Source organism: Serratia sp. JUb9 (genome assembly GCF_014298095.1).
GTDB lineage: Bacteria > Pseudomonadota > Gammaproteobacteria > Enterobacterales > Enterobacteriaceae > Serratia_B > Serratia_B rhizosphaerae.
In genome coordinates this window covers 3,691,961-3,715,684 of the sequence record NZ_CP060416.1, presented here as the reverse complement: position 1 = coordinate 3,715,684, position 23,724 = coordinate 3,691,961, and the positions used below count along the sequence as shown (strand labels likewise).

Below are 23,724 nucleotides of genomic sequence, written 5' to 3'. Positions count from 1 at the left end.
TTGGCTGCGGGCGGAGTGCTGGGCAAGAGGGAATACACAATGGATCAGGTTGTTAATTACTGGCCGCTGATCGGCATTGCCGTGATCGTGGTCGGTTTTATTCTGCGTTTTAATCCGGTGCTGGTGGTGATCGTTGCCGGCCTGGCTACCGGGCTGGCGGCGATGATGCCGCTGACGGAAATACTGGAAAGGATGGGCGAAGGGTTTCTCAACACCCGTAACCTGTCGCTGATCCTGCTGTTGCCGCTGGCGGTGATCGGCACGCTGGAGCGCCACGGGCTGAAAGAGCGGGCGCAGGCCTGGATCGCCAGGATCAAAAGCGCCACCGCCGGCCGACTGCTGATCGTCTACCTGTTTGTGCGTGAAATTACCGCGGCGATGGGGCTGACCAGCCTGGGAGGCCACCCGCAGATGGTGCGTCCGCTGCTGGCACCGATGGCCGAAGGGGCGACGGAAAACCGCTATGGTGAACTGCCGGAGCGCGTGCGCTACCGCCTGCGCGCCATGTCGGCGGCGACCGATAATGTCGGGCTGTTTTTCGGCGAGGATATTTTCGTCGCCTTCGGCGCGATTATTTTTATGCATAACTTTATGCTGGAGTCCGGCGGCATTCAGACCGAACCGCTGCATATCGCGCTGTGGGGCATACCGACGGCGATTTTCGCCTTCCTGATCCATGCCTTCCGTCTGTATCGCATGGACAAGCGGCTCAGTGCCGAATTGGCGCAGCTTAATCAGGCGGCGCTGCAGGCCAAAGGAGAGGCGCAATGAACTTCCAACTGCAATATCTCTACTGGCTGGCCGGGATTATCCTGCTGATTGTCGCCGTGATGTCGCTGCGCGACCGCGCCAACCCGCGTCGTTTTACCACCGGCTTATTCTGGGGACTGTATGGCCTGGTGTTTATGGTCGGCGACTGGACCTATGATTTGTTCGGCGCCGGCGAAGAAGCCCGGCGACTGCTGCATATCGTCATCGGCGCGCTGGTGGTGCTGATGGCGCTGATTGCCGGCCTCGGCGGGGTGCGTCTGGGCAGTTACCATCAGCGCACGCAGCAGCAGCGCGAAGAGAGCGCCAAACGCCTCGGCAACCGGCTGTTTGTACCGGCGCTGGCGATCCCGGTAGTGACGGTGATCGGGGTGCTGCTGTTCAACAATATTCCGGCGCTGCAAAGCGCGGTGTTTGGTCCCGGCAACCACTCAACACTGATTACGCTGTTCTCGATGGCGGCGGGGGTGATCCTCGGCGGCGTTATTGCGGTGAAAATGACCCATGAACGCGTGGCGCAGCCGCTGCAGGAAGCGCGCCGGCTGCTGGATTCCATCGGCTGTGCGTTTATTTTGCCGCAGATCCTCGCCATGCTGGGGCTGCTGTTTACCAGCGCCGGGGTAGGTACGGCGGTGGCGCACCTGACGCAGGAATACCTGGCGGTGGATAACCGTTTTATCGCCGTGGCGGTTTACGCGGTCGGTATGGCGCTGCTGACCATGGTGATGGGCAACGCGTTCGCGGCGTTCCCGATTATCACCGCCGGCGTCGGCATTCCGATTCTGGTGCTGCAGCACGGCGGCAATCCGGCGGTGATGGCGGCCATCGGGATGTTTTCCGGCTACTGTGGCACGCTGATGACACCGATGGCGGCCAACTTTAATATCGTACCGGCGGCGCTGCTGGAGCTGCCGGACAGAAATGCGGTGATTAAGGTGCAGGTGCCGACCGGCGTCCTGTTGCTGACGGTGAACGTATTTCTGCTCTATTTCCTGATGTTCCTGTAGGAGAACGCATGCAACATACAGTATTGATTACCGGTTTCGAGCCGTTTGACGGTGAGCATGTCAATCCTTCCTGGGAAGTGGTGAAGCAGCTTAATGATATGGAGCTGGGCGGCGTGCGCGTGGTGGCGCGCCAGCTGCCGTGCGTATTCGGCGAAGCGTTGGACGTGCTGAATGCGGCGATTGATGAACTGGCGCCGCAGATGGTGTTGGCGGTCGGCCAGGCCGGCGGACGCTGCGATATTTCGCTGGAGCGGGTGGCGATCAATATCAATGATGCGCGCATCCCGGATAATCAGGGGCAGCAGCCGATCGATGAACCGATCGTCGCCGACGGGCCGGCGGCCTATTTCAGCACGCTGCCGATCAAGGCGGTGGTCGACAGCATGCGCGAGGCCGGCATTCCGGCCTCGGTGTCGCAAACCGCCGGCACCTATGTGTGCAACCATGTGATGTACGGCCTGCTGCACCGGCTGCGCGGCCAGCCGGCGATCAAGGGCGGGTTTATTCATATTCCCTACCTGCCGGAACAGGCGGCGGCGCATCCGGGCCAGCCGAGCATGGCGGCCGGCACCGTGCTGTTTGCGCTGGAGCTGGCGATTTCCGTTGCCCTGCAGGTGGAGCACGATCTGAAAGTGTCGGGCGGCGCCACGCACTAAGCGCAGTGATAGCATCAGGGCGTCCTCAGCGGCGCCCGTTACCGTAAACCAAGGAGCAGTGTATGCCAGAAGGACCGGAAATACGTCGGGCGGCGGACACGCTGGCGGCGGCGATTCTCAATCAGCCGTTGCGTGATGTCTGGTTCGCCTTCCCCCAGTTGCAGCACTATCAGGCCGAGCTGATCGGCGAGCGGGTGACCGCTATTGAGACGCGCGGCAAGGCGTTGCTGACCCATTTTTCCAACGGACTGACGATGTACAGCCATAACCAGCTGTACGGCGTGTGGAAAGTGGCGGCGGCGGGGGAAACGCCGGCCACCAAACGTGATTTACGCGTGCGGTTGGAGACGGCGCAGCAGGCGATTTTGCTGTACAGCGCCTCGGACATCACCCTGGGGCCGCGCGGCGAGATTGAGCAGCATCCCTTTTTACAGCGTATCGGGCCTGACGTGCTGGATGAACGACTGACGGCGCAGCAGGTGGCGGAACGGTTGCTGTCGCCGCCGTTCCGCCGGCGTCAGCTGGGGGGCATGCTGCTGGATCAGGCCTTTCTGGCCGGGCTGGGCAACTATCTGCGGGCGGAAATTCTCTGGCAGGCGCAGCTGGCGCCGCAGCACCGGCCGCAGGATTTGACGCCTGAGGCGCTGCAGCGGTTGGCACAGGCGCTGCTGGCGGTTCCGCGTCTCTCTTACCACACGCGCGGACAGGTGAATGACGATCGTCACCACGGCGCGTTGTTCAGTTTTAAGGTGTTCCACCGCAGCGGCGAGCCGTGCCCGCGCTGCGGCGCGATGATTGAAAAAACGATGCTGTCATCGCGGCCGTTTTATTTCTGTCCGGTCTGCCAGCGTTAGCGCAGCGCAAAAAAAAGCGCCGCCCGAAAGGGCGGCGCCGTGCTGCTTTATGTAGGGTAAAGCGGCATTATTTCAGCTGGGATTTGAAATCACGCTCGGCGTAGCCGGTGTACAGCTGGCGCGGACGGGCGATTTTGATGCCCTCGTCGTGCATTTCGTTCCAGTGTGCGATCCAGCCGATAGTACGCGCGATGGCGAAGATAACGGTGAACATGGAAGACGGAATGCCCATTGCCTTCAGGATGATGCCGGAGTAGAAATCGACGTTCGGGTAGAGTTTCTTCTCGATGAAGTACGGGTCGTTCAACGCGATGTGTTCCAGCTCCATCGCTACCTGCAGCAGGTTATCGTCTTTCTTGTTCAGCTCTTTCAGTACTTCGTGGCAGGTTTCACGCATTACGGTGGCGCGCGGATCGTAGTTCTTGTACACGCGGTGGCCGAAGCCCATCAGGCGGAAGGAGTCGTTTTTGTCCTTGGCGCGTTTGATGAATTCCGGAATGTGCTCAACGGTGCTGATCTCTTCCAGCATTTTCAGCGCGGCTTCGTTGGCGCCGCCGTGCGCAGGCCCCCACAGGGAGGCGATACCGGCCGCGATGCAGGCGAACGGGTTAGCGCCGGAGGAGCCGGCGGTACGCACGGTAGAGGTGGAGGCGTTCTGCTCGTGGTCGGCGTGCAGGATCAGGATGCGATCCATTGCGCGTTCCAGTACCGGGTTCACCACGTACTCTTCACACGGCGTGGCAAACATCATATGCAGGAAGTTGCCGGCATAGGACAGGTCGTTGCGTGGGTAAACGAACGGCTGACCCAGGGAGTATTTGTAACACATTGCCGCCACGGTCGGCATTTTGGACAGCAGACGGTAGGCGGTGATTTCACGGTGACGCTCGTTGTTGACGTCCAGCGCATCGTGGTAGAAGGCCGCCAGCGCGCCGGTCACGCCGCACAGCACCGCCATCGGGTGTGAGTCGCGACGGAAGCCACGGAACAGATGGGTGATCTGGTCGTGGATCATGGTGTGGCGGGTAACGGTGGTTTTGAAGGTTTCAAACTCTTCCGGCGTCGGCGTTTCGCCGTACAGCAGGATGTAACACACTTCCAGATAAGAGGATTCTTTCGCCAGCTGCTCGATAGGGAAGCCGCGGTGCAGCAACACGCCTTTGTCGCCATCGATAAACGTGATTTTGGATTCGCAGGAAGCCGTGGAGGTGAAGCCGGGATCGAATGTGAAATAACCTTTGGAACCGAGGGTGCGAACATCAAGGACATCAGGGCCCAGGGTTGGGCTTAGTACGCCGAGCTCAATGGGAGCGTCACCGTTTGGTACGGTTAGCGTCGCTTTCTTATCAGTCATTTACTGTCTCCTTAGCGCCTTATTTTAATAATCACTAACAACCGAAATACCTTAATTCTCCGCACGTTGCCCGCAAAAATGGTATGCGGGCACAAACTCTGTGAGCAACTACGCAATAATGCGGTTAGGGTACAGAGCGCTGACCCCGGCGCGTCCATTTTGCGGCATAATAGGCGGCGAAACGGAAATCACTGGGTTGACCAGGCGAACGAGACGGGTGGTCGGTTGTTAACGATTTATTGAATTCGTTATTTTCTGTTGATCATTACCTACGACGTGTTCGGGGTTTTTTAACCGAATACACTGTTGCATAACTTCTACGTGGGGGGAAGTGTATCCGGCGACCTATAGCGCATCATAGGGCCTTTTGTGCCCCTATATGTAATGGAAATGTTGATCTCTTGTCAAATCAGATAATTAATTTTGTACTAAATGTGAAGTTTGTGATCTAAATCACTGTTCGGGGGAAATGTCCCCAAAGGGATTGTATGGGAATTGTAATCAGAATGTGATCCTCCTATACTGCCGCCAGGTCTCCGGATTACCCTGAAGTAGGAGCACCCAGCGTTATAACAATGCGCCGTTTAAGCACAGAGGATGTCGATGTTTGAGCGCGTGACGTGTAAGGGTTTTGGCTCTTAACGCTGTCTGATCCCCACCCAGGCCCGGAGGAAGGAAAATAATAAGAGCTGTGTGGGCAAAACCGTGAAAAAACAAAGACCTGTCAACCTGGATCTGCAAACGATCCGGTTTCCCGTAACTGCGATAGCGTCCATCTTACACCGAGTCTCTGGCGTAATTACCTTCGTTGCCGTGGGTATTCTCCTCTGGCTGCTGGGCACGTCTCTCTCTTCCCAAGAGGGATTCCTGCAGGCTGCCGCCATCATGAATAGCTTCTTCGTCAAGTTCATATTTTGGGGAATCCTCACTGCGCTGGCCTATCACATTTGCGGTGGCGTTCGTCACTTGTTAATGGATTTTGGCTATATCGAAGAGAGTTTAGCGGCTGGTCAGCGTTCTGCCCAGGTGGCATTCGTTCTGACCGTTGTGCTGTCAATTCTGGCTGGAGTCCTCGTATGGTAAACAATGCTTCCGCATTAGGGCGCAGCGGCGTACACGACTGGTTGTTACTGCGTGCTTCCGCTATCGTCATCACCCTGTATGTCCTCTATATCCTGGGCTTTGTCGTCACGGCTCCGGACATCACCTATGAAATCTGGCGTGGTTTCTTCGCCACCTCTATTACGAAAGTCTTCACCGTGTTGACCTTGCTGTCGATTCTGGCGCATGCCTGGATCGGTCTGTGGCAGGTGCTGACGGATTATATCAAGCCGTTGGCGTTACGCCTGGTGCTGCAACTGGCGGTGGTCGTCGTGTTGCTGGTCTATTTACTGTACGGAACAATCGTAGTGTGGGGTGCGTAAAAAATGAAACTGCCAGTCAGAGAGTTTGATGCAGTTGTTATCGGTGCTGGTGGCGCAGGTATGCGCGCGGCGCTGCAAATTTCCCAGTCGGGCTCAACCTGTGCCCTGCTGTCCAAAGTTTTCCCGACCCGTTCCCATACCGTGTCCGCACAGGGCGGCATCACCGTCGCGCTGGGCAACAGCCACGAAGATAACTGGGAATGGCATATGTACGATACCGTCAAGGGTTCCGACTATATCGGCGACCAGGACGCTATCGAATACATGTGTAAAACCGGCCCGGAAGCGATTCTGGAGCTGGAACACATGGGCCTGCCGTTCTCCCGTCTGGACGACGGCCGTATTTATCAGCGCCCGTTCGGCGGCCAGTCGAAAGAGTTCGGCGGCGAGCAGGCGGCGCGCACCGCGGCGGCGGCTGACCGTACCGGCCACGCCCTGCTGCACACCCTGTATCAGCAGAACCTGAGAAACCATACCACTATCTTCTCCGAGTGGTACGCGCTGGATCTGGTGAAAAACCAGGACGGCGCCGTGGTCGGCACCACCGCCATCTGCATCGAAACCGGTGAAGTGGTGTACTTCAAAGCCAAAGCGACCATTCTGGCCACCGGCGGCGCAGGCCGTATTTACCAGTCCACCACCAACGCTCACATTAATACCGGTGACGGCGTCGGCATGGCGATCCGCGCCGGCGTACCGGTGCAGGATATGGAAATGTGGCAGTTCCACCCGACCGGCATCGCCGGCGCCGGGGTTCTGGTGACCGAAGGCTGCCGCGGCGAGGGCGGTTACCTGCTGAATAAACACGGCGAGCGCTTTATGGAGCGTTATGCGCCGAACGCCAAAGATCTGGCGGGCCGCGACGTGGTTGCGCGCTCGATCATGATTGAAATCCGCGAAGGCCGCGGCTGCGACGGTCCGTGGGGCCCGCACGCCAAGCTGAAGCTGGACCACCTGGGCAAAGACGTGCTGGAATCCCGCCTGCCGGGCATCCTGGAGCTGTCGCGCACCTTTGCGCACGTCGACCCGGTGAAAGAGCCTATTCCGGTTATCCCGACCTGCCACTACATGATGGGCGGCATCCCGACCAAAGTGAGCGGTCAGGCGCTGACCGTCAACGAGAAAGGCGAAGACGTCGTCATTCCCGGCCTGTTTGCCGTTGGCGAAATCGCCTGCGTATCGGTGCACGGCGCCAACCGTCTGGGCGGCAACTCGCTGCTTGACCTGGTGGTGTTCGGCCGTTCCGCCGGCATGCATCTGCAGGAGTCTCTGGAAGAGCAGGGCGCAAGCCGCGACGCCAGCGAATCCGACGTGGAAGCGTCGCTGGATCGCCTGAACCGCTGGAACAACACCCGTTCCGGCGAAGATCCGGTAGAGATCCGCAAGGCGCTGCAGGCCTGTATGCAACACAACTTCTCGGTGTTCCGTGAAGGTGATGCGATGGCGAAGGGTCTGGAAGAACTGAAAGTCATTCGTGAACGTCTGAAGAACGCACGCCTGGACGATACCTCCCGCGAGTTCAACACCCAGCGCATCGAATGCCTGGAATTGGACAACCTGATGGAGACCGCGTATTCCACCGCCGTGTCGGCCAACTTCCGTACCGAGAGCCGTGGCGCACACAGCCGCTTCGACTACCCGGAACGTGATGACGCCAACTGGCTGTGCCATTCGCTGTATCTGCCGCAATCGGAAAGCATGGCGCGTCGTGAAGTGAACATGCAACCGAAACTGCGCCCGGCATTCCCGCCAAAAGTGCGTTCTTACTAATTCGCGGAGATCGATGGATGAAACTCGAATTCTCAATATATCGCTATAACCCGGATGTCGACGACGCTCCGCACATGCAGGACTACACGCTTGAGGCGGAAGAAGGTCGCGATATGATGTTGCTGGATGCGTTGATCCAACTGAAAGAGAAGGATCCGACGCTGTCGTTCCGCCGCTCATGCCGTGAGGGCGTGTGCGGTTCCGACGGCCTGAACATGAACGGCAAAAACGGCCTGGCCTGCATCACCCCGATTTCGTCGCTGCGCAAGGGCAGCGGCAAAATCGTCATTCGTCCATTGCCGGGTCTGCCGGTGGTGCGCGACCTGGTGGTGGATATGGGGCAGTTCTATACCCAGTATGAAAAAATCCGGCCTTACCTGCTCAACGACGGCAAAAATCCGCCGGCGCGCGAGCACCTGCAGTCGCCGGACGAGCGCGCCAAACTGGACGGCCTGTATGAGTGCATTCTGTGCGCCTGCTGTTCGACCTCTTGCCCGTCGTTCTGGTGGAACCCGGACAAATTCATCGGCCCGGCCGGCCTGCTGGCGGCATATCGTTTCCTGATCGACAGCCGTGACACCGAAACGGCAGAACGTTTAGACGATCTGGACGACGCTTTCAGTGTTTTCCGCTGCCATAGCATCATGAATTGTGTCAGTGTATGTCCTAAAGGCTTGAACCCGACCCGCGCTATCGGGCATATCAAGTCGATGCTGCTGCAACGCAGCGCATAACAGGCAAGTGATATCGCGCCGGAGCCGTTGGCCCGGCGCAATATTGGCAGGAAGCCTCTAAAAACTGACCCGTGACTGCGGCAACATGCAGTCAGGTTCCTCCCGCCGGTTTTTAGAGGTTCCTTGTAAGGGACCGCAAGGTCCAAACAGAACGTAAACAATCCCCGAGTGCCGGCGCTTGCGCCGTAACGAGGGAAGATACGTCGAGTGAACCGTTTTACGGCAAACCGTTTTAATCACGGTAATTATGTTAACCACGGCGAAAACTGAAGCTTTAAAGCTTAAGGGATCATAATGCAGAACGGCGCAATGAAGGCCTGGCTGGATTCCTCCTATCTGGCGGGCGCGAACCAGTCTTACATAGAGCAGCTCTATGAAGACTACCTAACCGATCCGGGCTCTGTCGAAGATAGCTGGCGTTCCATTTTCCAACAGCTCCCAACCGCGGGTGTCAAACCCGATCAACTTCACTCCCAAACTCGTGAATACTTCCGCCGTCTGGCGAAAGATTCTGCGCGTTACAACGGCAGCATCAACGATCCGGACACCGATGCCAAACAGGTGAAGGTCCTGCAGCTGATTAACGCCTTCCGCTTCCGCGGACATCAGCATGCCAACCTTGACCCGCTTGGCCTGTGGAAACAGGACGCAGTCCCTGACCTCGATCCTGCTTACCACAACCTGACCGAAGCCGACTTCCAGGAAACCTTCAACGTGGGTTCTTTCGCCATTGGCAAAGACACCATGAAGCTGGCGGATCTGTATGAAGCGCTGAAGCAGACTTACTGCGGCTCTATCGGCGCGGAATACATGCATATCACCAATACCGAAGAAAAACGCTGGATCCAGCAGCGTATCGAATCGGTGGTTGGCCATGCCAATTTCAGCAGCGATGAGAAACGCCGTTTCCTGAACGAGCTGACCGCTGCGGAAGGCCTGGAACGTTACCTGGGCGCTAAGTTCCCGGGGGCGAAGCGCTTCTCCCTCGAAGGCGGGGACGCGCTGGTGCCGATGCTGAAAGAGATGGTGCGTCACGCCGGCAAGAACGGCACGCGCGAAGTGGTGCTGGGCATGGCTCACCGCGGCCGTCTGAACGTGCTGATCAACGTGCTGGGTAAAAAACCGGCCGACCTGTTCGACGAGTTCGCCGGTAAGCATAAAGAACACCTCGGCACCGGTGACGTGAAATACCACCAGGGCTTCTCGTCCGACGTGGAAACCGAAGGCGGCATGGTTCACCTGGCGCTGGCGTTTAACCCGTCGCACCTGGAGATCGTCAGCCCGGTGGTCATGGGGTCAGTACGCGCCCGTCGCGATCGTCTGGATGAAGCGCGCAGCAACATGGTGCTGCCGATCACCATTCACGGCGACGCCGCGATTACCGGCCAGGGCGTGGTGCAGGAAACCCTGAACATGTCTCAGGCGCGCGGCTATGAAGTGGGCGGTACGGTGCGTATCGTCATCAACAACCAGATTGGTTTCACCACCTCCAATCCGCAGGATGCGCGCTCCACCCAGTACTGTACCGATATCGCCAAGATGGTGCAGTCGCCGATTTTCCACGTTAATGCTGACGATCCGGAAGCGGTGGCGTTTGTTACCCGTCTGGCGTTGGATTTCCGTAACACCTTTAAACGCGACGTCATGATCGATCTGGTTTGCTATCGTCGTCATGGGCACAACGAGGCCGATGAGCCGAGCGCAACCCAGCCGCTGATGTATCAGAAGATCAAGAAACACCCGACGCCGCGTAAAATCTATGCCGACGTGCTGACCGAACAGAAAGTCGCGACGCTGGAAGATGCCACGGAAATGGTCAATCTGTATCGCGATGCGCTGGACCGCGGTGAGTGCGTGGTGGAAGAGTGGCGTCCGATGAATCTGCACTCCTTCACCTGGTCGCCGTATCTGAACCACGAGTGGGACGAAGAATACCCGAGCAAGGTGGAAACCAAGCGTCTGCAGGATCTGGCAAAACGTATCAGCAGCGCGCCGGAATCGGTAGAGATGCAGTCGCGCGTGGCGAAAATCTACGCCGATCGCGCTGAAATGGCGGCGGGCAACAAGCCGTTTGACTGGGGCGCGGCGGAAACGCTGGCCTACGCGACGATGGTCGATGAAGGCATCCCAATTCGTCTGTCGGGCGAAGATGCCGGCCGCGGCACCTTCTTCCACCGTCACGCGGTGGTACACAACCAGAAAGACGGCTCTTCTTATGTGCCGCTGTCTAACGTGCACGCCGGCCAGGGCGAGTTCAAAGTCTGGGACTCCGTACTGTCTGAAGAGGCGGTGCTGGCGTTCGAATACGGCTACGCCACGGCAGAACCACGCACTCTGACCATCTGGGAAGCGCAGTTCGGCGACTTCGCCAACGGCGCTCAGGTGGTGATTGACCAGTTCATCAGCTCCGGCGAGCAGAAATGGGGCCGTATGTGCGGCCTGGTGATGCTGCTGCCGCACGGCTATGAAGGCCAGGGGCCGGAGCACTCCTCCGCGCGTCTGGAGCGTTATCTGCAGCTGTGCGCAGAACAGAATATGCAGGTCTGCATCCCGTCCACGCCGGCTCAGGTTTACCATATGCTGCGTCGTCAGGCGCTGCGCGGTATGCGCCGTCCGCTGGTGGTGATGTCGCCGAAGTCTCTGCTGCGTCACCCGTTGGCGATCTCTTCGCTGGATGAACTGGCGAACGGCACCTTCCTGCCGGCGATTGGTGAAATCGACGAGCTGGATCCGAAGGCGGTGAAACGCGTCGTGCTGTGCTCCGGCAAGGTGTACTACGACCTGCTGGAACAGCGTCGCAAAAATGGCCAGAAAGACGTCGCCATTGTCCGTATCGAACAGCTGTATCCGTTCCCGCACCAGGCGGTGCAGGCGGTACTGGAGCAGTATTCGCACGTCCATGACTTCGTCTGGTGTCAGGAAGAGCCGCTGAACCAGGGCGCCTGGTACTGCAGCCAACACAATTTCCGTGAAGTGATTCCGTTCGGAGCCTCTTTACGTTACGCCGGACGTCCGGCCTCTGCTTCTCCGGCAGTGGGTTATATGTCCGTACACCAGAAGCAGCAGCAGGCTCTGGTTAATGATGCGCTGAATATTGATTAAAAATTTAAGGGAAAGCTAATGAGTAGCGTAGATATTCTGGTTCCTGACCTTCCTGAATCGGTTGCTGATGCGACGGTAGCGACCTGGCATAAAAAACCGGGCGACAGCGTCGAGCGTGACGAAGTTCTGGTGGAAATCGAAACCGATAAGGTGGTGCTGGAAGTGCCGGCCAGTGAAGCGGGCGTGCTTGACGCCATCGTGGAAGAAGAAGGCGCCACCGTGCTTTCTCGCCAGATCCTGGGCCGTATCCGTCCGGGCGCCAGCGGCGACAAACCGGCAGCAGAACCGGCTAAAGCGGCGGAAGCCGCTCCGGCAGCGCAGGCTGCTCCAGCCGCTGCGGCAGAAGAAAGCAATGATGCTCTCAGCCCGGCGATTCGCCGTCTGATTGCCGAGCACGACCTGGACGCCAGCGCTATCAAAGGCAGCGGCGTCGGTGGCCGTATCACGCGTGAAGACGTGGAAGCTCACCTGGCGAACGGCGGCAAGAAAGCGGCCCCGGCCGCAGAAGCCGCGCCTCAGCCGGCGCTGAGCGCCCGTTCTGAGAAACGTGTGCCGATGACCCGCCTGCGCAAGCGCGTGGCCGAGCGTCTGCTGGAAGCGAAAAACAGCACCGCCATGTTGACGACCTTCAACGAAATCAACATGCAGCCGATTATGGATCTGCGTAAGCAGTACGGCGAAGCGTTCGAAAAACGTCACGGCGTGCGTCTGGGCTTCATGTCCTTCTACATCAAGGCAGTGGTAGAAGCGCTGAAGCGTTACCCGGAAGTGAACGCGTCTATCGACGGCGATGATGTGGTTTACCACAACTACTTCGATGTCAGCATCGCGGTATCCACGCCTCGCGGCCTGGTGACCCCGGTTCTGCGCGACGTAGACACCATGTCGATGGCTGAGATCGAGAAGAAAATCAAAGAGCTGGCGGTCAAAGGCCGTGACGGCAAATTGAAAGTGGAAGAACTGACCGGCGGTAACTTCACCATCACCAACGGCGGCGTCTTCGGTTCTCTGATGTCTACGCCGATCATCAACCCACCGCAGAGCGCCATCCTGGGCATGCACGCCATCAAGGATCGTCCGATGGCGGTCAATGGCCAGGTTGTGATTCAGCCAATGATGTATCTGGCGCTTTCTTATGACCACCGCCTGATCGACGGCAAAGAGTCCGTGGGTTATCTGGTGACGGTGAAAGAAATGCTGGAAGATCCGGCTCGTCTGCTGCTGGACGTGTAGTAAACCCTTGCCTGGGCGCGGCTTGCCGCGCCCACACTCTGTGCTATGTGGCCGTTCCGTCATGCTCGCCTTTGCGTCCGTGACCCGGCTAAAACTTCAGACTTGAATGGATAGAACATCATGAATTTACACGAATATCAGGCAAAACAGTTGTTTGCTCGGTATGGTATGCCGGCACCAACCGGTTATGCCTGTACTACACCGCGTGAAGCAGAAGAAGCCGCATCCAAAATCGGCGCCGGTCCGTGGGTAGTTAAATGTCAGGTTCATGCTGGCGGCCGCGGCAAAGCCGGCGGCGTTAAAGTGGTAAACAGCAAAGAAGATATCCGCGCTTTCGCTGAAGCCTGGCTGGGCAAGCGTCTGGTGACCTACCAGACTGACGCGCTGGGCCAGCCGGTTCACCAGATCCTGGTTGAAGCCGCTACCGATATCGACAAGGAACTGTACCTGGGCGCGGTAGTTGACCGCGGCACCCGTCGCATCGTGTTCATGGCGTCTACCGAAGGCGGCGTGGAAATCGAGAAAGTGGCGGAAGAGACCCCGGAACTGATCCACAAAACCACTATCGATCCGCTGGCGGGCCCGCAGCCTTACCAGGGCCGTGAGTTGGCGTTCAAACTGGGCCTGACCGGTAAACAGGTCAGCCAGTTCGCCAAAATCTTCATGGGTCTGGCGACCCTGTTCCTGGAGCGTGACCTGGCGATGGTTGAGATCAACCCGCTGGTGATCACCAAGCAGGGCGACCTGGTGTGCCTGGACGGCAAACTGGGCGCGGACGGCAACGCACTGTTCCGTCAGCCGGAACTACGTGAAATGCGCGACCTGTCTCAGGAAGATGAGCGTGAATCACGTGCGGCGCAGTGGGAACTGAACTACGTGGCGCTGGATGGCAACATCGGCTGCATGGTTAACGGCGCAGGCCTGGCGATGGGCACCATGGACATCGTGAAACTGCACGGCGGCGAACCGGCCAACTTCCTAGACGTGGGCGGCGGCGCAACCAAAGAGCGCGTGACCGAAGCGTTTAAAATCATCCTGTCCGACGACAAGGTGAAAGCGGTTCTGGTGAACATTTTCGGTGGTATCGTGCGTTGCGACCTGATCGCCGACGGTATCATTGGCGCAGTGGCCGAAGTGGGCGTTAATGTCCCGGTGGTGGTGCGTCTGGAAGGTAACAATGCCGAACTGGGCGCCAAGAAACTGGCGGACAGCGGTCTGAATATCATTGCTGCGACCAGCCTGACTGATGCGGCTCAGCAAGTTGTTGCGGCAGTGGAGGGTAAATAATGTCCATTTTAATCGATAAAAACACCAAAGTAATCTGCCAGGGCTTCACCGGTAGCCAGGGGACCTTCCACTCCGAGCAGGCTATCGCTTACGGTACCAAAATGGTCGGCGGCGTAACCCCGGGCAAGGGTGGTACTCAGCATCTGGGCCTGCCGGTCTTCAACACCGTGCGTGAAGCGGTAGAAGCCACCGGTGCGACCGCGTCCGTTATCTACGTGCCGGCGCCGTTCTGTAAAGATTCTATCCTGGAAGCCATTGATGCAGGCATCAAGCTGATCATCACCATCACCGAAGGTATCCCGACGCTGGATATGCTGACGGTGAAAGTGAAGCTGGACGAAGCCGGCGTGCGCATGATCGGGCCGAACTGCCCGGGCGTGATCACCCCAGGCGAATGCAAAATCGGCATCATGCCGGGCCATATCCACCTGCCAGGCAAAGTGGGCATCGTTTCCCGCTCCGGCACCCTGACCTATGAAGCGGTAAAACAGACTACCGATGCCGGTCTGGGCCAGTCTACCTGTGTGGGTATCGGCGGCGACCCGATTCCGGGCTCCAACTTTATCGACATCCTGAAAATGTTCCAGGAAGATCCGCAGACTGAAGCGATTGTGATGATCGGCGAGATCGGCGGCAGCGCGGAAGAAGAAGCGGCCGCGTATATCAAGGATCATGTGACCAAGCCTGTTGTGGGCTACATTGCCGGCGTTACCGCGCCGAAAGGCAAGCGCATGGGCCATGCCGGTGCGATCATCGCCGGTGGTAAAGGCACCGCGGATGAGAAATTTGCCGCGCTGGAAGCTGCCGGTGTGAAGACCGTGCGTAGCCTGGCGGACATCGGCGATGCAGTAAAAGCGGTTCTGAAGCGCTAATCTGCCACCGAATTATAATATCTCGACATGTTTGGCCGCCTTTATGGCGGCCTTTTTTATTGTTAGACAGGTTAAAACCGTAGAATCTGCGATCAATGTCTCAATTTAGTCTATGATTAATTAACGAAAGCACAATGGATAACGAAACTCACTGCTACACTTTTAATGGAAATAAAAGGTTAATATAAATCGCAATATAATAGCCAAAAAATACAATAAGCCCCTTTACGGGCTACATTTGTTTAACACAAAAATATCAATAAAAAACAATTAAACCATTGCGTAACATACCCCCAAGAAAAATATGCGAAATCGTGTGATGAATCTGGAAATAAAGTTCAGATAGGCTTAAATTGTCCCAGATCAAATTAAAGGTGTGTACTCCTTTTGGTTAGCTTTTGACCTGTAACCAAAAGTCCAACCCGCGTCACGTAAAATACTATTTATTGTGTGGGTTTAGGCGAGTATCATCATACTGTCACTATGAACCGTTGATCTTGTTGTATTTGTTGCCCATCGTCGGTTTTCAACATACGGTTGAAAGCAGAGTCATGGGTTCGAACTTGTTGTTTTTTATGGCATTCACTGCGGGGCGTTATTGTTTACTGCGTCATCGGGCGTAAGAGCAATAACCGCAATTCGGAGTCTTCCTGCGAGGAGCAAGGAGTCAAGATGTTTGATATTGTCGAACTGTCGCGCTTACAGTTTGCTTTAACGGCGATGTACCACTTCCTATTTGTCCCATTAACGCTTGGCATGGCGTTTCTGTTGGCAATTATGGAAACGGTATATGTGCTGTCTGGCAAACAAATCTATAAAGATATGACCAAATTCTGGGGCAAGTTATTTGCAATAAACTTTGCCCTGGGTGTGGCCACCGGTTTGACCATGGAGTTCCAGTTCGGGACCAACTGGTCATATTTCTCTCACTACGTCGGCGATATCTTCGGGGCCCCTCTGGCCATCGAGGGTCTGATGGCGTTCTTCCTTGAATCGACGCTGGTTGGCCTGTTCTTCTTCGGCTGGGATCGGCTGGGCAAGGTGCAGCACATGGCGGTCACCTGGTTCGTCGCCCTGGGCTCCAACCTGTCCGCGCTGTGGATCCTGGTCGCCAACGGCTGGATGCAGAACCCTATCGCTTCGGACTTCAACTTCGAAACCATGCGTATGGAGATGGTCAGCTTCTCGGAGCTGGTGCTGAACCCGGTCGCGCAGGTGAAGTTTGTTCACACCGTCGCCGCCGGTTATACCACCGGCGCCATGTTCGTGCTGGGCATCAGCGCTTACTATCTGCTGAAAGGCCGCGATGTGGCGTTCGCCAAACGCTCCTTCGCCATTGCCGCCAGTTTCGGCATGGCTGCGGTATTGTCCGTTATTGTGCTGGGTGATGAATCCGGTTATGAAATGGGCGACGTGCAGAAAACCAAGCTGGCCGCTATCGAAGCAGAGTGGGAAACGCAGCCTGCGCCGGCGGCCTTTACGCTGTTCGGCATCCCCAATCAGGACAAGCAGGAAAACGCCTTCTCCATTCAGATCCCGTATGCGTTGGGCCTGATTGCAACGCGCTCCGTCGATACCCAGGTCACCGGCCTGAAAGATCTGATGGCGCAGCATGAAGTGCGTATCCGCAATGGGATGAAAGCCTATCAGCTGCTGGAAGAGCTGCGCGCCGGCAATACCGACCCTAACATCCGCGCCGAATTTGACAAGACCAAGCAGGATCTGGGCTACGGTCTGCTGCTGAAGCGCTATACCCCGAACGTCTCCGACGCGACGGAAGCGCAGATCGCGCAGGCAACCAAAGACTCCATTCCACGCGTTGCGCCGCTGTACTTCGCTTTCCGCATCATGGTGGCTTGCGGCGTGCTGATGCTGGCTATTATCGGCCTGTCTTTCCTGAGCGTGGTGCGCGGTCGCATCGGTCAGAAAAAATGGCTGCTGCGTGCGGCGCTGTACGGTATTCCTCTGCCATGGATTGCGGTAGAAGCGGGCTGGTTTGTGGCGGAATACGGTCGTCAGCCGTGGGCCATCGGTGAGGTGCTGCCGACTGCAGTGGCGAACTCTTCCCTGACCGTCGGCGATCTGTTGTTCTCCATGGGGCTGATCTGCGGCTTGTACACCCTGTTCCTGGTGGCTGAAATGTACCTGATGTTCAAGTTTGCACGTCTGGGGCCAAGCAGCCTGAAAACCGGCCGCTACCACTTTGAACAACCGACTGCCTCCGTGCAGCAGGCGCGCTAAACAGGAGTCCACGTATGTTTGAGTATGAAGTACTGCGATTTATCTGGTGGGTGCTGGTTGGCGTACTGCTGATCGGTTTCGCCGTCACCGATGGCTTCGATATGGGCGTCGGCATCCTGGTGCGGCTGATCGGGAAAACCGATACCGAACGCCGCGTGATGATTAACTCTATCGCTCCGCACTGGGATGGTAACCAGGTGTGGCTGATCACTGCCGGCGGCGCGCTGTTTGCCGCCTGGCCGATGGTGTATGCCGCAGCGTTCTCCGGTTTCTACGTGGCGATGATCCTGGTGCTGGCGGCGTTGTTCTTCCGCCCGGTCGGTTTCGACTACCGCTCCAAGCTGGAAAGTACGCGCTGGCGCAACATGTGGGACTGGGGCATTTTTGTGGGTTCCTTTGTGCCTGCGCTGGTGTTCGGCGTGGCATTCGGCAACCTGCTGCAGGGCGTGCCGTTCCACATCGATGAGTATCTGCGTCTGTTCTACACCGGCAACTTCTTCCAACTGCTGAACCCGTTCGGTCTGTTGGCGGGCGTGGTCAGTCTGACAATGCTGATTGCTCAGGGCGCCACTTACCTGCAGATGCGCACCACCGGCGAAATCCATCTGCGCTCCCGCACGGCGGCACAGATCTCGGCGCTGGTGATGGCGGTATGCTTCCTGCTGGCGGGTATCTGGCTGGTGAAAGGCATCGACGGTTACGTGATTACCTCGGCGCTGAATACCGCTGCGGAGTCCAACCCGCTGCGTAAAGAAGTGGCGCATCAGGCTGGTGCATGGTTGATTAACTTCAACAACCATCCGCTGCTGTGGGCGCTGCCGGCGCTGGGCGTGATTCTGCCGCTGTTTACCATCCTGTTCTCGCGGATGGAAAAGGGCGCGCTGGCGTTTGTCGCCTCATCGCTGACCATTGCCTGTGTGATTCTGACCGCCGGCGTGACCATGTTCCCGTTTGTGATGCCTTCCAGCACTAACCCGAGCATGAGTCTGACCATGTGGGATGCAACGTCCAGCCTGCTGACGCTGAAGGTGATGACCGTAGTGGCGATTATCTTCGTGCCTATCGTTCTGGCGTACACCAGCTGGTCGTACTACAAAATGTTTGGTCGCCTCGATAAGAACTTTATCGAAAACAACAAGCATTCGCTGTACTAAGGATAAGGAGCTAAATCATGTGGTATTTTGCCTGGATTCTCGGCACGCTTCTTGCCTGCGCTTTTGGCATTATTACGGCGCTGGCGCTTGAACAGAGCGAAAAAACGAAAGCACAGCAAGACGGTGAGTAATGAGTTCGTTAACCGATAAACTGTACGCCATCGCTGACAAGGGCCCGGTTCGGGTCCTTTCCCTGGTCTTTGCACTGGCGCTGGCCGGCTGCGTGTTCTGGGATCCGACGCGCTTCGCCGCGCGCACCAGTTCACTGGAGATCTGGCAGGGGCTGCTGCTGATTTGGGCGGTTTGCGCCGGCATGGTTCACGGCGTCGGTTTCCGGCCTCAGCGCATGCGCTGGCGGGCGTTTTTCGCACCGCTGCCGGCGCTTGTCATCCTGGCGGCAGGATTACTTTACGTTTCTTTATAAACTGCTGTCATTCCTTTGATTATGGGCCCCTGCGGCCCATAATTATTTTCGTTCCCTCCTTGCAACCCATTCCCAACCCGATCTCACTTGCGTATAGTAACAGCGTTAAATTGCCTTGCTGGGAAGTAGAGTGAGTAATACGTTATTTCGATGGCCGGTACGCGTTTACTACGAAGATACCGATGCCAGTGGCGTGGTTTATCATGCCCGCTATGTCGCTTTTTTTGAAAGAGCGCGCACCGAAATGCTGCGTCAACATGACTTTCATCAACAGCAGCTGCTCAGCGAACATGTCGCTTTTGTGGTCCGGCGTATGACGGTGGATTACCTGTTGCCGGCGCGGCTCGATGAGCAGCTGGAAGTGCAGAGTGAAATCACCCAGCTGCGCGGGGCCTCTCTTACCTTTGCCCAACGCATAGTCAATTCAGACGGCGCGCTGCTGAGTCAGGCCGATGTGTTGATTGCATGCATTGATCCACACCAAATGAAGCCACGAGCGCTTCCTAAGTCTATTGTCGCGGAGTTTAAGCAGTGACTGACATGAACATCCTTGATCTATTCTTGAAGGCGAGCCTGCTGGTTAAGCTTATCATGTTGATTCTGATATGCTTTTCAGTGGCCTCTTGGGCAATCATCATCCAGCGCACCCGCATCCTGAATGCGGCGACGCGCGACGCCGAAGCCTTCGAAGACAAATTCTGGTCGGGCATTGAGCTGTCCCGCCTGTACCAGGAAAGCCAGGCGCGCCGTGACAGCCTGGCCGGTTCGGAGCAAATTTTCTACTCCGGTTTTAAAGAGTTCGCCCGTCTGCACCGTGCCAACAACCATGCGCCGGAAGCCGTGATTGACGGCGCGTCGCGTGCGATGCGCATTTCAATGAACCGCGAACTGGAAACGCTGGAAACCCATATCCCGTTCCTCGGCACCGTCGGCTCCATCAGCCCGTATATCGGCCTGTTCGGCACCGTGTGGGGGATTATGCACGCCTTTATCGCGCTGGGCGCGGTGAAGCAGGCAACCTTGCAGATGGTTGCGCCGGGGATCGCCGAAGCGCTGATCGCCACCGCCATCGGTCTGTTTGCCGCCATCCCGGCCGTGATGGCGTACAACCGCCTTAACCAGCGCGTGAACAAGCTTGAGCAGAATTACGACAACTTTATGGAAGAGTTCACCGCCATTCTGCATCGTCAGGCCTTCTCCAGCGACAGCAAATAAGTAGGGGGTTGTATGGCGAGAGTACGTGGCCGTAACCGTCGGGAGCTGAAGTCGGAAATCAATATCGTTCCGCTGCTGGACGTGTTGCTGGTGCTGTTGCTGATCTTTATGGCGACGGCGCCGATCATCACGCAGAGCGTGGAGGTCGATCTGCCGGACGCTACCGATTCCAAAACGGTGTCCAGCGATGATAACCCGCCGGTGATCCTGGAAGTCTCGGGCGTCGGGCAATACACCATCGTGGCCGATCATGACCGCATGGAACTGTTGCCGCCGGAACAGGTGGCGGCAGAGGCTAAATCGCGGCTGGCCGCCAACCCGAAAACCGTCTTTTTGATCGGTGGGGCGAAGGACGTGCCGTACGATGAGATTATCAAAGCGCTGAATATTCTGCATCAGGCGGGCGTCGCTTCCGTTGGGTTGATGACCCAGCCAATTTGAGCATAGGGCGATGGATAATCCGGCTCCTGTCCTGCGGGGCAGGTGTCTTATCCATACGCCCGTTTTTGGGAATCTATTTTGGTAAAGGCAACTGAGCAAAACGATAAGCTGAACCGCGCCGTTATTGTTTCGGTCGTTCTGCACATTGTATTGATTGCCCTGTTGATTTGGGGATCGCTGCACGAAAACGCCGAAATGAGCGCCGGCGGCGGCGGCGATGGCGCCGTGGTCGGCGCCGTGATGGTTGATCCGGGTGCGGTGGTGGAACAGTACAACCGGCAGCAACAGCAGAGCAACGACGCCCAGCGTGCGGAGAAGCAGCGGCAGAAAAAGGCGGAGCAACAGGCCGAAGAGCTGCAGCAGAAGCAGGCTGAAGAGCAGCAGCGCCTGAAGGCGCTGGAACAGGAGCGTCTGACGGCGCAGGAAAAAGCGGCGGCAGAAAAAGCCGCACAGGCCGAGCAGAAAAAGGCGGCGGAAAGCGCGGCGGCGAAGGCCAGAGAGCAGCAGAAAGTGGCGGAGCAGGCCGCCGCCAAGGCGAAGGCCGAAGCGGACAAGATAGCCAAGGCGCAGGCGGACGCGAAGCAGAAAGCCGAAGCGGAAGCCAAGAAGCAGGCCGCTGCCGATGCTGCGGCGAAGAAAAAGGCGGAAGAGGCCAAGCGAGCGGCAGAAGCGAAAGCCGCAGCGGAAGCCGAGAAGAAAGCTGCCGCCGAAGCACAGAAAAAAGCTGCGGCCGAGAAAGCTGCCGCCGCCAAGAAAGCGGCGGAAGCCAAGAAGAAAGCCGCAGCGGAAGCCGCCAAGCAGTCGTCTGAGGTTGAAGACCTGTTCGGTGGCCTGGCGGACGGCAAGAATGCGCCGAAGAGCAGCGGCAAACAGCAGGGTGAAGGCAAGGCTGCCGGTAAAGGCAACGCCAAAACCGCCGGTGCCAGCGGCGCGGATATCAGCGGTTATATGGGGCAGATTCAGGCGGCGATCCAGAGCAAGTTCTATGACGCCAGCTCCTACGTTGGCAAGACCTGCGATCTGCGTATCAAGCTGGCGCCCGATGGTCTGCTGAGAAGTGTGGAGTCGGCCGGCGGCGATCCGGCGCTGTGCCAGGCGGCGGTTGCGGCAGCGCGCCAGGCGCGTATTCCTAAACCGCCGAGCGACGCCGTTTACCAGCACTTTAAGAATTCGACCCTTGAATTCAAGCCGCAATAACGGTGGAGTACGTGCGTAATCTTGCAAGGATGTACTAAGGTAACCAACAGGGATCATGTAGTTTTGTTTGCGTTGGTTTGTTAAAATTCTGCTAATTTATCGCAGGCATTCCGCCTGGATAAGGGAGATGAGATGAAGCAGGCATTTCGAGTAGCGCTAGGTTTTTTGATTCTGTGGGCCTCCGTGTTGCACGCGGAAGTTCGCATTGAAATCACCCAAGGGGTCGACTCCGCGCGGCCTATTGGCGTGGTGCCGTTTAAGTGGGCAGGTCCGGGCACGCCGCCGGAAGATATTGGCAAGGTTGTTGCGGCGGATTTACGCAACAGCGGCAAATTCAATCCGATCGACACTGCGCGTATGCCGCAGCAGCCGACCACCGCGTCTGAAGTGACGCCGGCGGCCTGGACTGCGCTGGGCATTGACGCCGTGGTGGTGGGCCAGGTTCAGCCAGGGGCGGACGGCAGCTATCTGATTTCTTATCAGCTGGTGGATACCTCCGGCGCGCCAGGCACCGTATTGGCGCAGAACCAGTATAAAGTGACCAAACAGTGGCTGCGTTATTCCGCGCATACCGCCAGCGACGAAGTGTTTGAGAAGCTGACCGGCATCAAGGGCGCCTTCCGTACGCGCATCGCCTACGTGGTGCAGACCAACGGTGGGAAATTCCCGTATGAGCTGCGCGTGTCCGACTATGACGGCTACAACCAGTTCGTGGTGCACCGTTCGCCGGAGCCGCTGATGTCGCCAAGCTGGTCGCCGGACGGCAGCAAGCTGGCGTATGTCACCTTTGAAAGCGGTCGTTCCGCACTGGTGGTGCAGACGCTGTCTAACGGCGCAGTGCGTCAGATTGCTTCTTACCCACGCCACAACGGCGCGCCGGCCTTCTCGCCGGATGGCAGCAAGCTGGCGTTTGCCCTGTCGAAAAGCGGCAGCCTGAACCTGTACGTGATGGATCTGAATTCCGGGCAGATGACCCAACTGACCAACGGCCGCAGCAACAATACTGAACCGGCCTGGTTCCCGGACGGTCAGTCGCTGGCGTTTACCTCCGATCAGGGCGGTCGTCCGCAGATCTATAAAATGAGCGCCAGCGGCGGTGCCGCGCAGCGTCTGACGTGGGAAGGCGCTCAGAATCAGGATTCTGAAGTCAGTGCAGACGGTAAATTCCTGGTGATGGTGACCACCAATAACGGTGTGCAGCACATCGCCAAACAAGATCTTGGATCGGGAGCCGTTCAAGTATTGACGGACACGTTCCTGGATGAAACGCCAAGTATCGCGCCAAACGGCACTATGGTGATCTATAGCTCCACGCAAGGTATGGGCTCTGTATTGCAGCTGGTATCGACCGATGGGCGTTTCAAAGCGCGTCTTCCGGCCACTGATGGACAGGTAAAATCGCCTGCCTGGTCGCCGTATCTGTGATGCATGTGTAAATATGTATGGCAAACTATAAAAGGATCAAAGAAATGCAACTGAACAAAGTGCTGAAAGGGCTTCTGCTGGCACTGCCAGTTCTGGCTGTAGCAGCTTGTAGTTCTAACAAAAGCGCCGATAACGATCAGTCTGGTATGGGCGCGAACGGCACTACCGGTATGGAAAGCGGCAGCAGCAACCTGTCTTCCGAAGAGCAAGCGCGTCTGCAGATGCAAGAACTGCAGAAAAACAACATCGTTTACTTCGGTCTGGACAAGTATGACATCTCTTCTGAGTTCGCTCAGATGCTGGATGCGCACGCGACTTTCCTGCGTAACAACCCATCTTACAAAGTGACCGTAGAAGGTCACGCGGATGAGCGCGGTACGCCGGAATACAACATCGCCCTGGGCGAGCGTCGTGCTAACGCCGTGAAAATGTACCTGCAAGGTAAAGGCGTTTCCGCTGACCAGATCTCTATCGTTTCTTACGGTAAAGAGAAACCAGCCGTACTGGGTCACGACCAAGCGGCTTACGCTAAAAACCGTCGTGCCGTTCTGGTTTACTAAGAGAAT

23 protein-coding genes are annotated in these 23,724 nt (G+C 57.4%); 22 read left to right on the top strand and 1 reads right to left on the bottom strand.

The features are described from left to right. Positions 1-39: 39 nt before the first annotated feature. The 4 genes from HF675_RS17520 (at position 40) to nei (ending at position 3,285) form a co-directional block, all read left to right on the top strand. Positions 40-771, top strand: coding sequence for a DUF969 domain-containing protein (locus HF675_RS17520; RefSeq protein WP_105230149.1), 732 nt, complete (start codon positions 40-42; stop codon positions 769-771). Beyond that, positions 768-1,775, top strand: coding sequence for a DUF979 domain-containing protein (locus HF675_RS17515; RefSeq protein WP_187043506.1), 1,008 nt, complete (start codon positions 768-770; stop codon positions 1,773-1,775). Before HF675_RS17520 ends, HF675_RS17515 begins: the two co-directional genes overlap by 4 nt. 8 nt (positions 1,776-1,783) lie before the next feature. After that, positions 1,784-2,431, top strand: coding sequence for a pyroglutamyl-peptidase I (pcp, locus tag HF675_RS17510; RefSeq protein ID WP_105230151.1), 648 nt, complete (start codon positions 1,784-1,786; stop codon positions 2,429-2,431). Between the two features lie 62 nt (positions 2,432-2,493). Further along, positions 2,494-3,285 carry an endonuclease VIII gene (nei, locus tag HF675_RS17505; protein ID WP_111737573.1) on the top strand — a complete coding sequence of 264 codons (792 nt, stop codon included), beginning with the start codon at positions 2,494-2,496 and terminating at the stop codon, positions 3,283-3,285. A 67-nt stretch (positions 3,286-3,352) separates the two neighbouring features. Here the strand turns inward: nei and HF675_RS17500 are convergent, their stop codons facing one another. Continuing rightward, positions 3,353-4,639: a citrate synthase gene (locus tag HF675_RS17500; protein WP_105230152.1), complete on the bottom strand. Its 1,287-nt coding sequence runs from the start codon at positions 4,637-4,639 to the stop codon at positions 3,353-3,355. Between the two features lie 693 nt (positions 4,640-5,332). On the opposite strand from HF675_RS17500, the gene sdhC reads away from it, so the two are divergent. The 18 genes from sdhC (at position 5,333) to pal (ending at position 23,718) form a co-directional block, all read left to right on the top strand. Then, positions 5,333-5,722 (top strand): succinate dehydrogenase cytochrome b556 subunit, encoded by a 390-nt coding sequence (sdhC, locus tag HF675_RS17495; RefSeq protein ID WP_015671352.1) that lies wholly within the window; start codon positions 5,333-5,335, stop codon positions 5,720-5,722. Continuing rightward, entirely contained in the window at positions 5,716-6,063 is a 348-nt protein-coding gene (sdhD, locus tag HF675_RS17490; RefSeq protein ID WP_105230153.1) for a succinate dehydrogenase membrane anchor subunit, read from the top strand. The genes sdhC and sdhD overlap by 7 nt, the downstream gene beginning before the upstream one ends. A gap of 3 nt (positions 6,064-6,066) precedes the next feature. After that, positions 6,067-7,833 (top strand): succinate dehydrogenase flavoprotein subunit, encoded by a 1,767-nt coding sequence (sdhA, locus tag HF675_RS17485; protein ID WP_105230154.1) that lies wholly within the window; start codon positions 6,067-6,069, stop codon positions 7,831-7,833. 17 nt (positions 7,834-7,850) lie between these two features. Further along, positions 7,851-8,567 carry a succinate dehydrogenase iron-sulfur subunit gene (locus HF675_RS17480; RefSeq protein ID WP_105230155.1) on the top strand — a complete coding sequence of 239 codons (717 nt, stop codon included), beginning with the start codon at positions 7,851-7,853 and terminating at the stop codon, positions 8,565-8,567. A gap of 294 nt (positions 8,568-8,861) precedes the next feature. Continuing rightward, positions 8,862-11,669 (top strand): 2-oxoglutarate dehydrogenase E1 component, encoded by a 2,808-nt coding sequence (gene sucA / locus HF675_RS17475; protein ID WP_105230156.1) that lies wholly within the window; start codon positions 8,862-8,864, stop codon positions 11,667-11,669. Between the two features lie 18 nt (positions 11,670-11,687). Then, entirely contained in the window at positions 11,688-12,902 is a 1,215-nt protein-coding gene (odhB, locus tag HF675_RS17470) for a 2-oxoglutarate dehydrogenase complex dihydrolipoyllysine-residue succinyltransferase (RefSeq protein ID WP_105230157.1), read from the top strand. Positions 12,903-13,022: 120 nt separating this feature from the next. Continuing rightward, positions 13,023-14,189, top strand: a complete 1,167-nt coding sequence (sucC, locus tag HF675_RS17465) for an ADP-forming succinate--CoA ligase subunit beta (protein WP_105230158.1) — start codon at positions 13,023-13,025, stop codon at positions 14,187-14,189. Then, a complete protein-coding gene (gene sucD / locus HF675_RS17460) occupies positions 14,189-15,061 on the top strand; it encodes a succinate--CoA ligase subunit alpha (protein ID WP_105230159.1) in 873 nt (290 codons plus the stop codon). The genes sucC and sucD overlap by 1 nt, the downstream gene beginning before the upstream one ends. 672 nt (positions 15,062-15,733) lie before the next feature. Next, positions 15,734-17,302 carry a cytochrome ubiquinol oxidase subunit I gene (gene cydA, locus HF675_RS17455; protein WP_105230160.1) on the top strand — a complete coding sequence of 523 codons (1,569 nt, stop codon included), beginning with the start codon at positions 15,734-15,736 and terminating at the stop codon, positions 17,300-17,302. Positions 17,303-17,316: 14 nt separating this feature from the next. Then, positions 17,317-18,456: a cytochrome d ubiquinol oxidase subunit II gene (gene cydB / locus HF675_RS17450; RefSeq protein WP_111737572.1), complete on the top strand. Its 1,140-nt coding sequence runs from the start codon at positions 17,317-17,319 to the stop codon at positions 18,454-18,456. Positions 18,457-18,473: 17 nt separating this feature from the next. Continuing rightward, a complete protein-coding gene (gene cydX, locus HF675_RS17445; protein ID WP_105230162.1) occupies positions 18,474-18,587 on the top strand; it encodes a cytochrome bd-I oxidase subunit CydX in 114 nt (37 codons plus the stop codon). After that, the gene (gene ybgE / locus HF675_RS17440) at positions 18,587-18,880 is read left to right on the top strand and encodes a cyd operon protein YbgE (RefSeq protein ID WP_105230163.1); all 294 of its coding nucleotides are present in this window, start codon (positions 18,587-18,589) and stop codon (positions 18,878-18,880) included. Before cydX ends, ybgE begins: the two co-directional genes overlap by 1 nt. A 130-nt stretch (positions 18,881-19,010) precedes the next feature. Further along, complete coding sequence (gene ybgC, locus HF675_RS17435) at positions 19,011-19,415, top strand: tol-pal system-associated acyl-CoA thioesterase (protein WP_041412013.1); 405 nt, start codon at positions 19,011-19,013, stop codon at positions 19,413-19,415. Continuing rightward, on the top strand, positions 19,412-20,095 hold the full coding sequence (gene tolQ, locus HF675_RS17430) for a Tol-Pal system protein TolQ (protein WP_015671365.1): 684 nt from the start codon (positions 19,412-19,414) through the stop codon (positions 20,093-20,095). Before ybgC ends, tolQ begins: the two co-directional genes overlap by 4 nt. Positions 20,096-20,107: 12 nt before the next feature. Beyond that, entirely contained in the window at positions 20,108-20,536 is a 429-nt protein-coding gene (tolR, locus tag HF675_RS17425) for a colicin uptake protein TolR (protein WP_015671366.1), read from the top strand. Positions 20,537-20,614: 78 nt separating this feature from the next. Then, positions 20,615-21,733 (top strand): cell envelope integrity protein TolA, encoded by a 1,119-nt coding sequence (gene tolA / locus HF675_RS17420; RefSeq protein WP_105230164.1) that lies wholly within the window; start codon positions 20,615-20,617, stop codon positions 21,731-21,733. Between the two features lie 132 nt (positions 21,734-21,865). Beyond that, positions 21,866-23,158: a Tol-Pal system beta propeller repeat protein TolB gene (tolB, locus tag HF675_RS17415; RefSeq protein ID WP_015671368.1), complete on the top strand. Its 1,293-nt coding sequence runs from the start codon at positions 21,866-21,868 to the stop codon at positions 23,156-23,158. A gap of 44 nt (positions 23,159-23,202) precedes the next feature. Further along, positions 23,203-23,718, top strand: a complete 516-nt coding sequence (pal, locus tag HF675_RS17410; protein ID WP_105230165.1) for a peptidoglycan-associated lipoprotein Pal — start codon at positions 23,203-23,205, stop codon at positions 23,716-23,718. Positions 23,719-23,724: the final 6 nt, after the last annotated feature.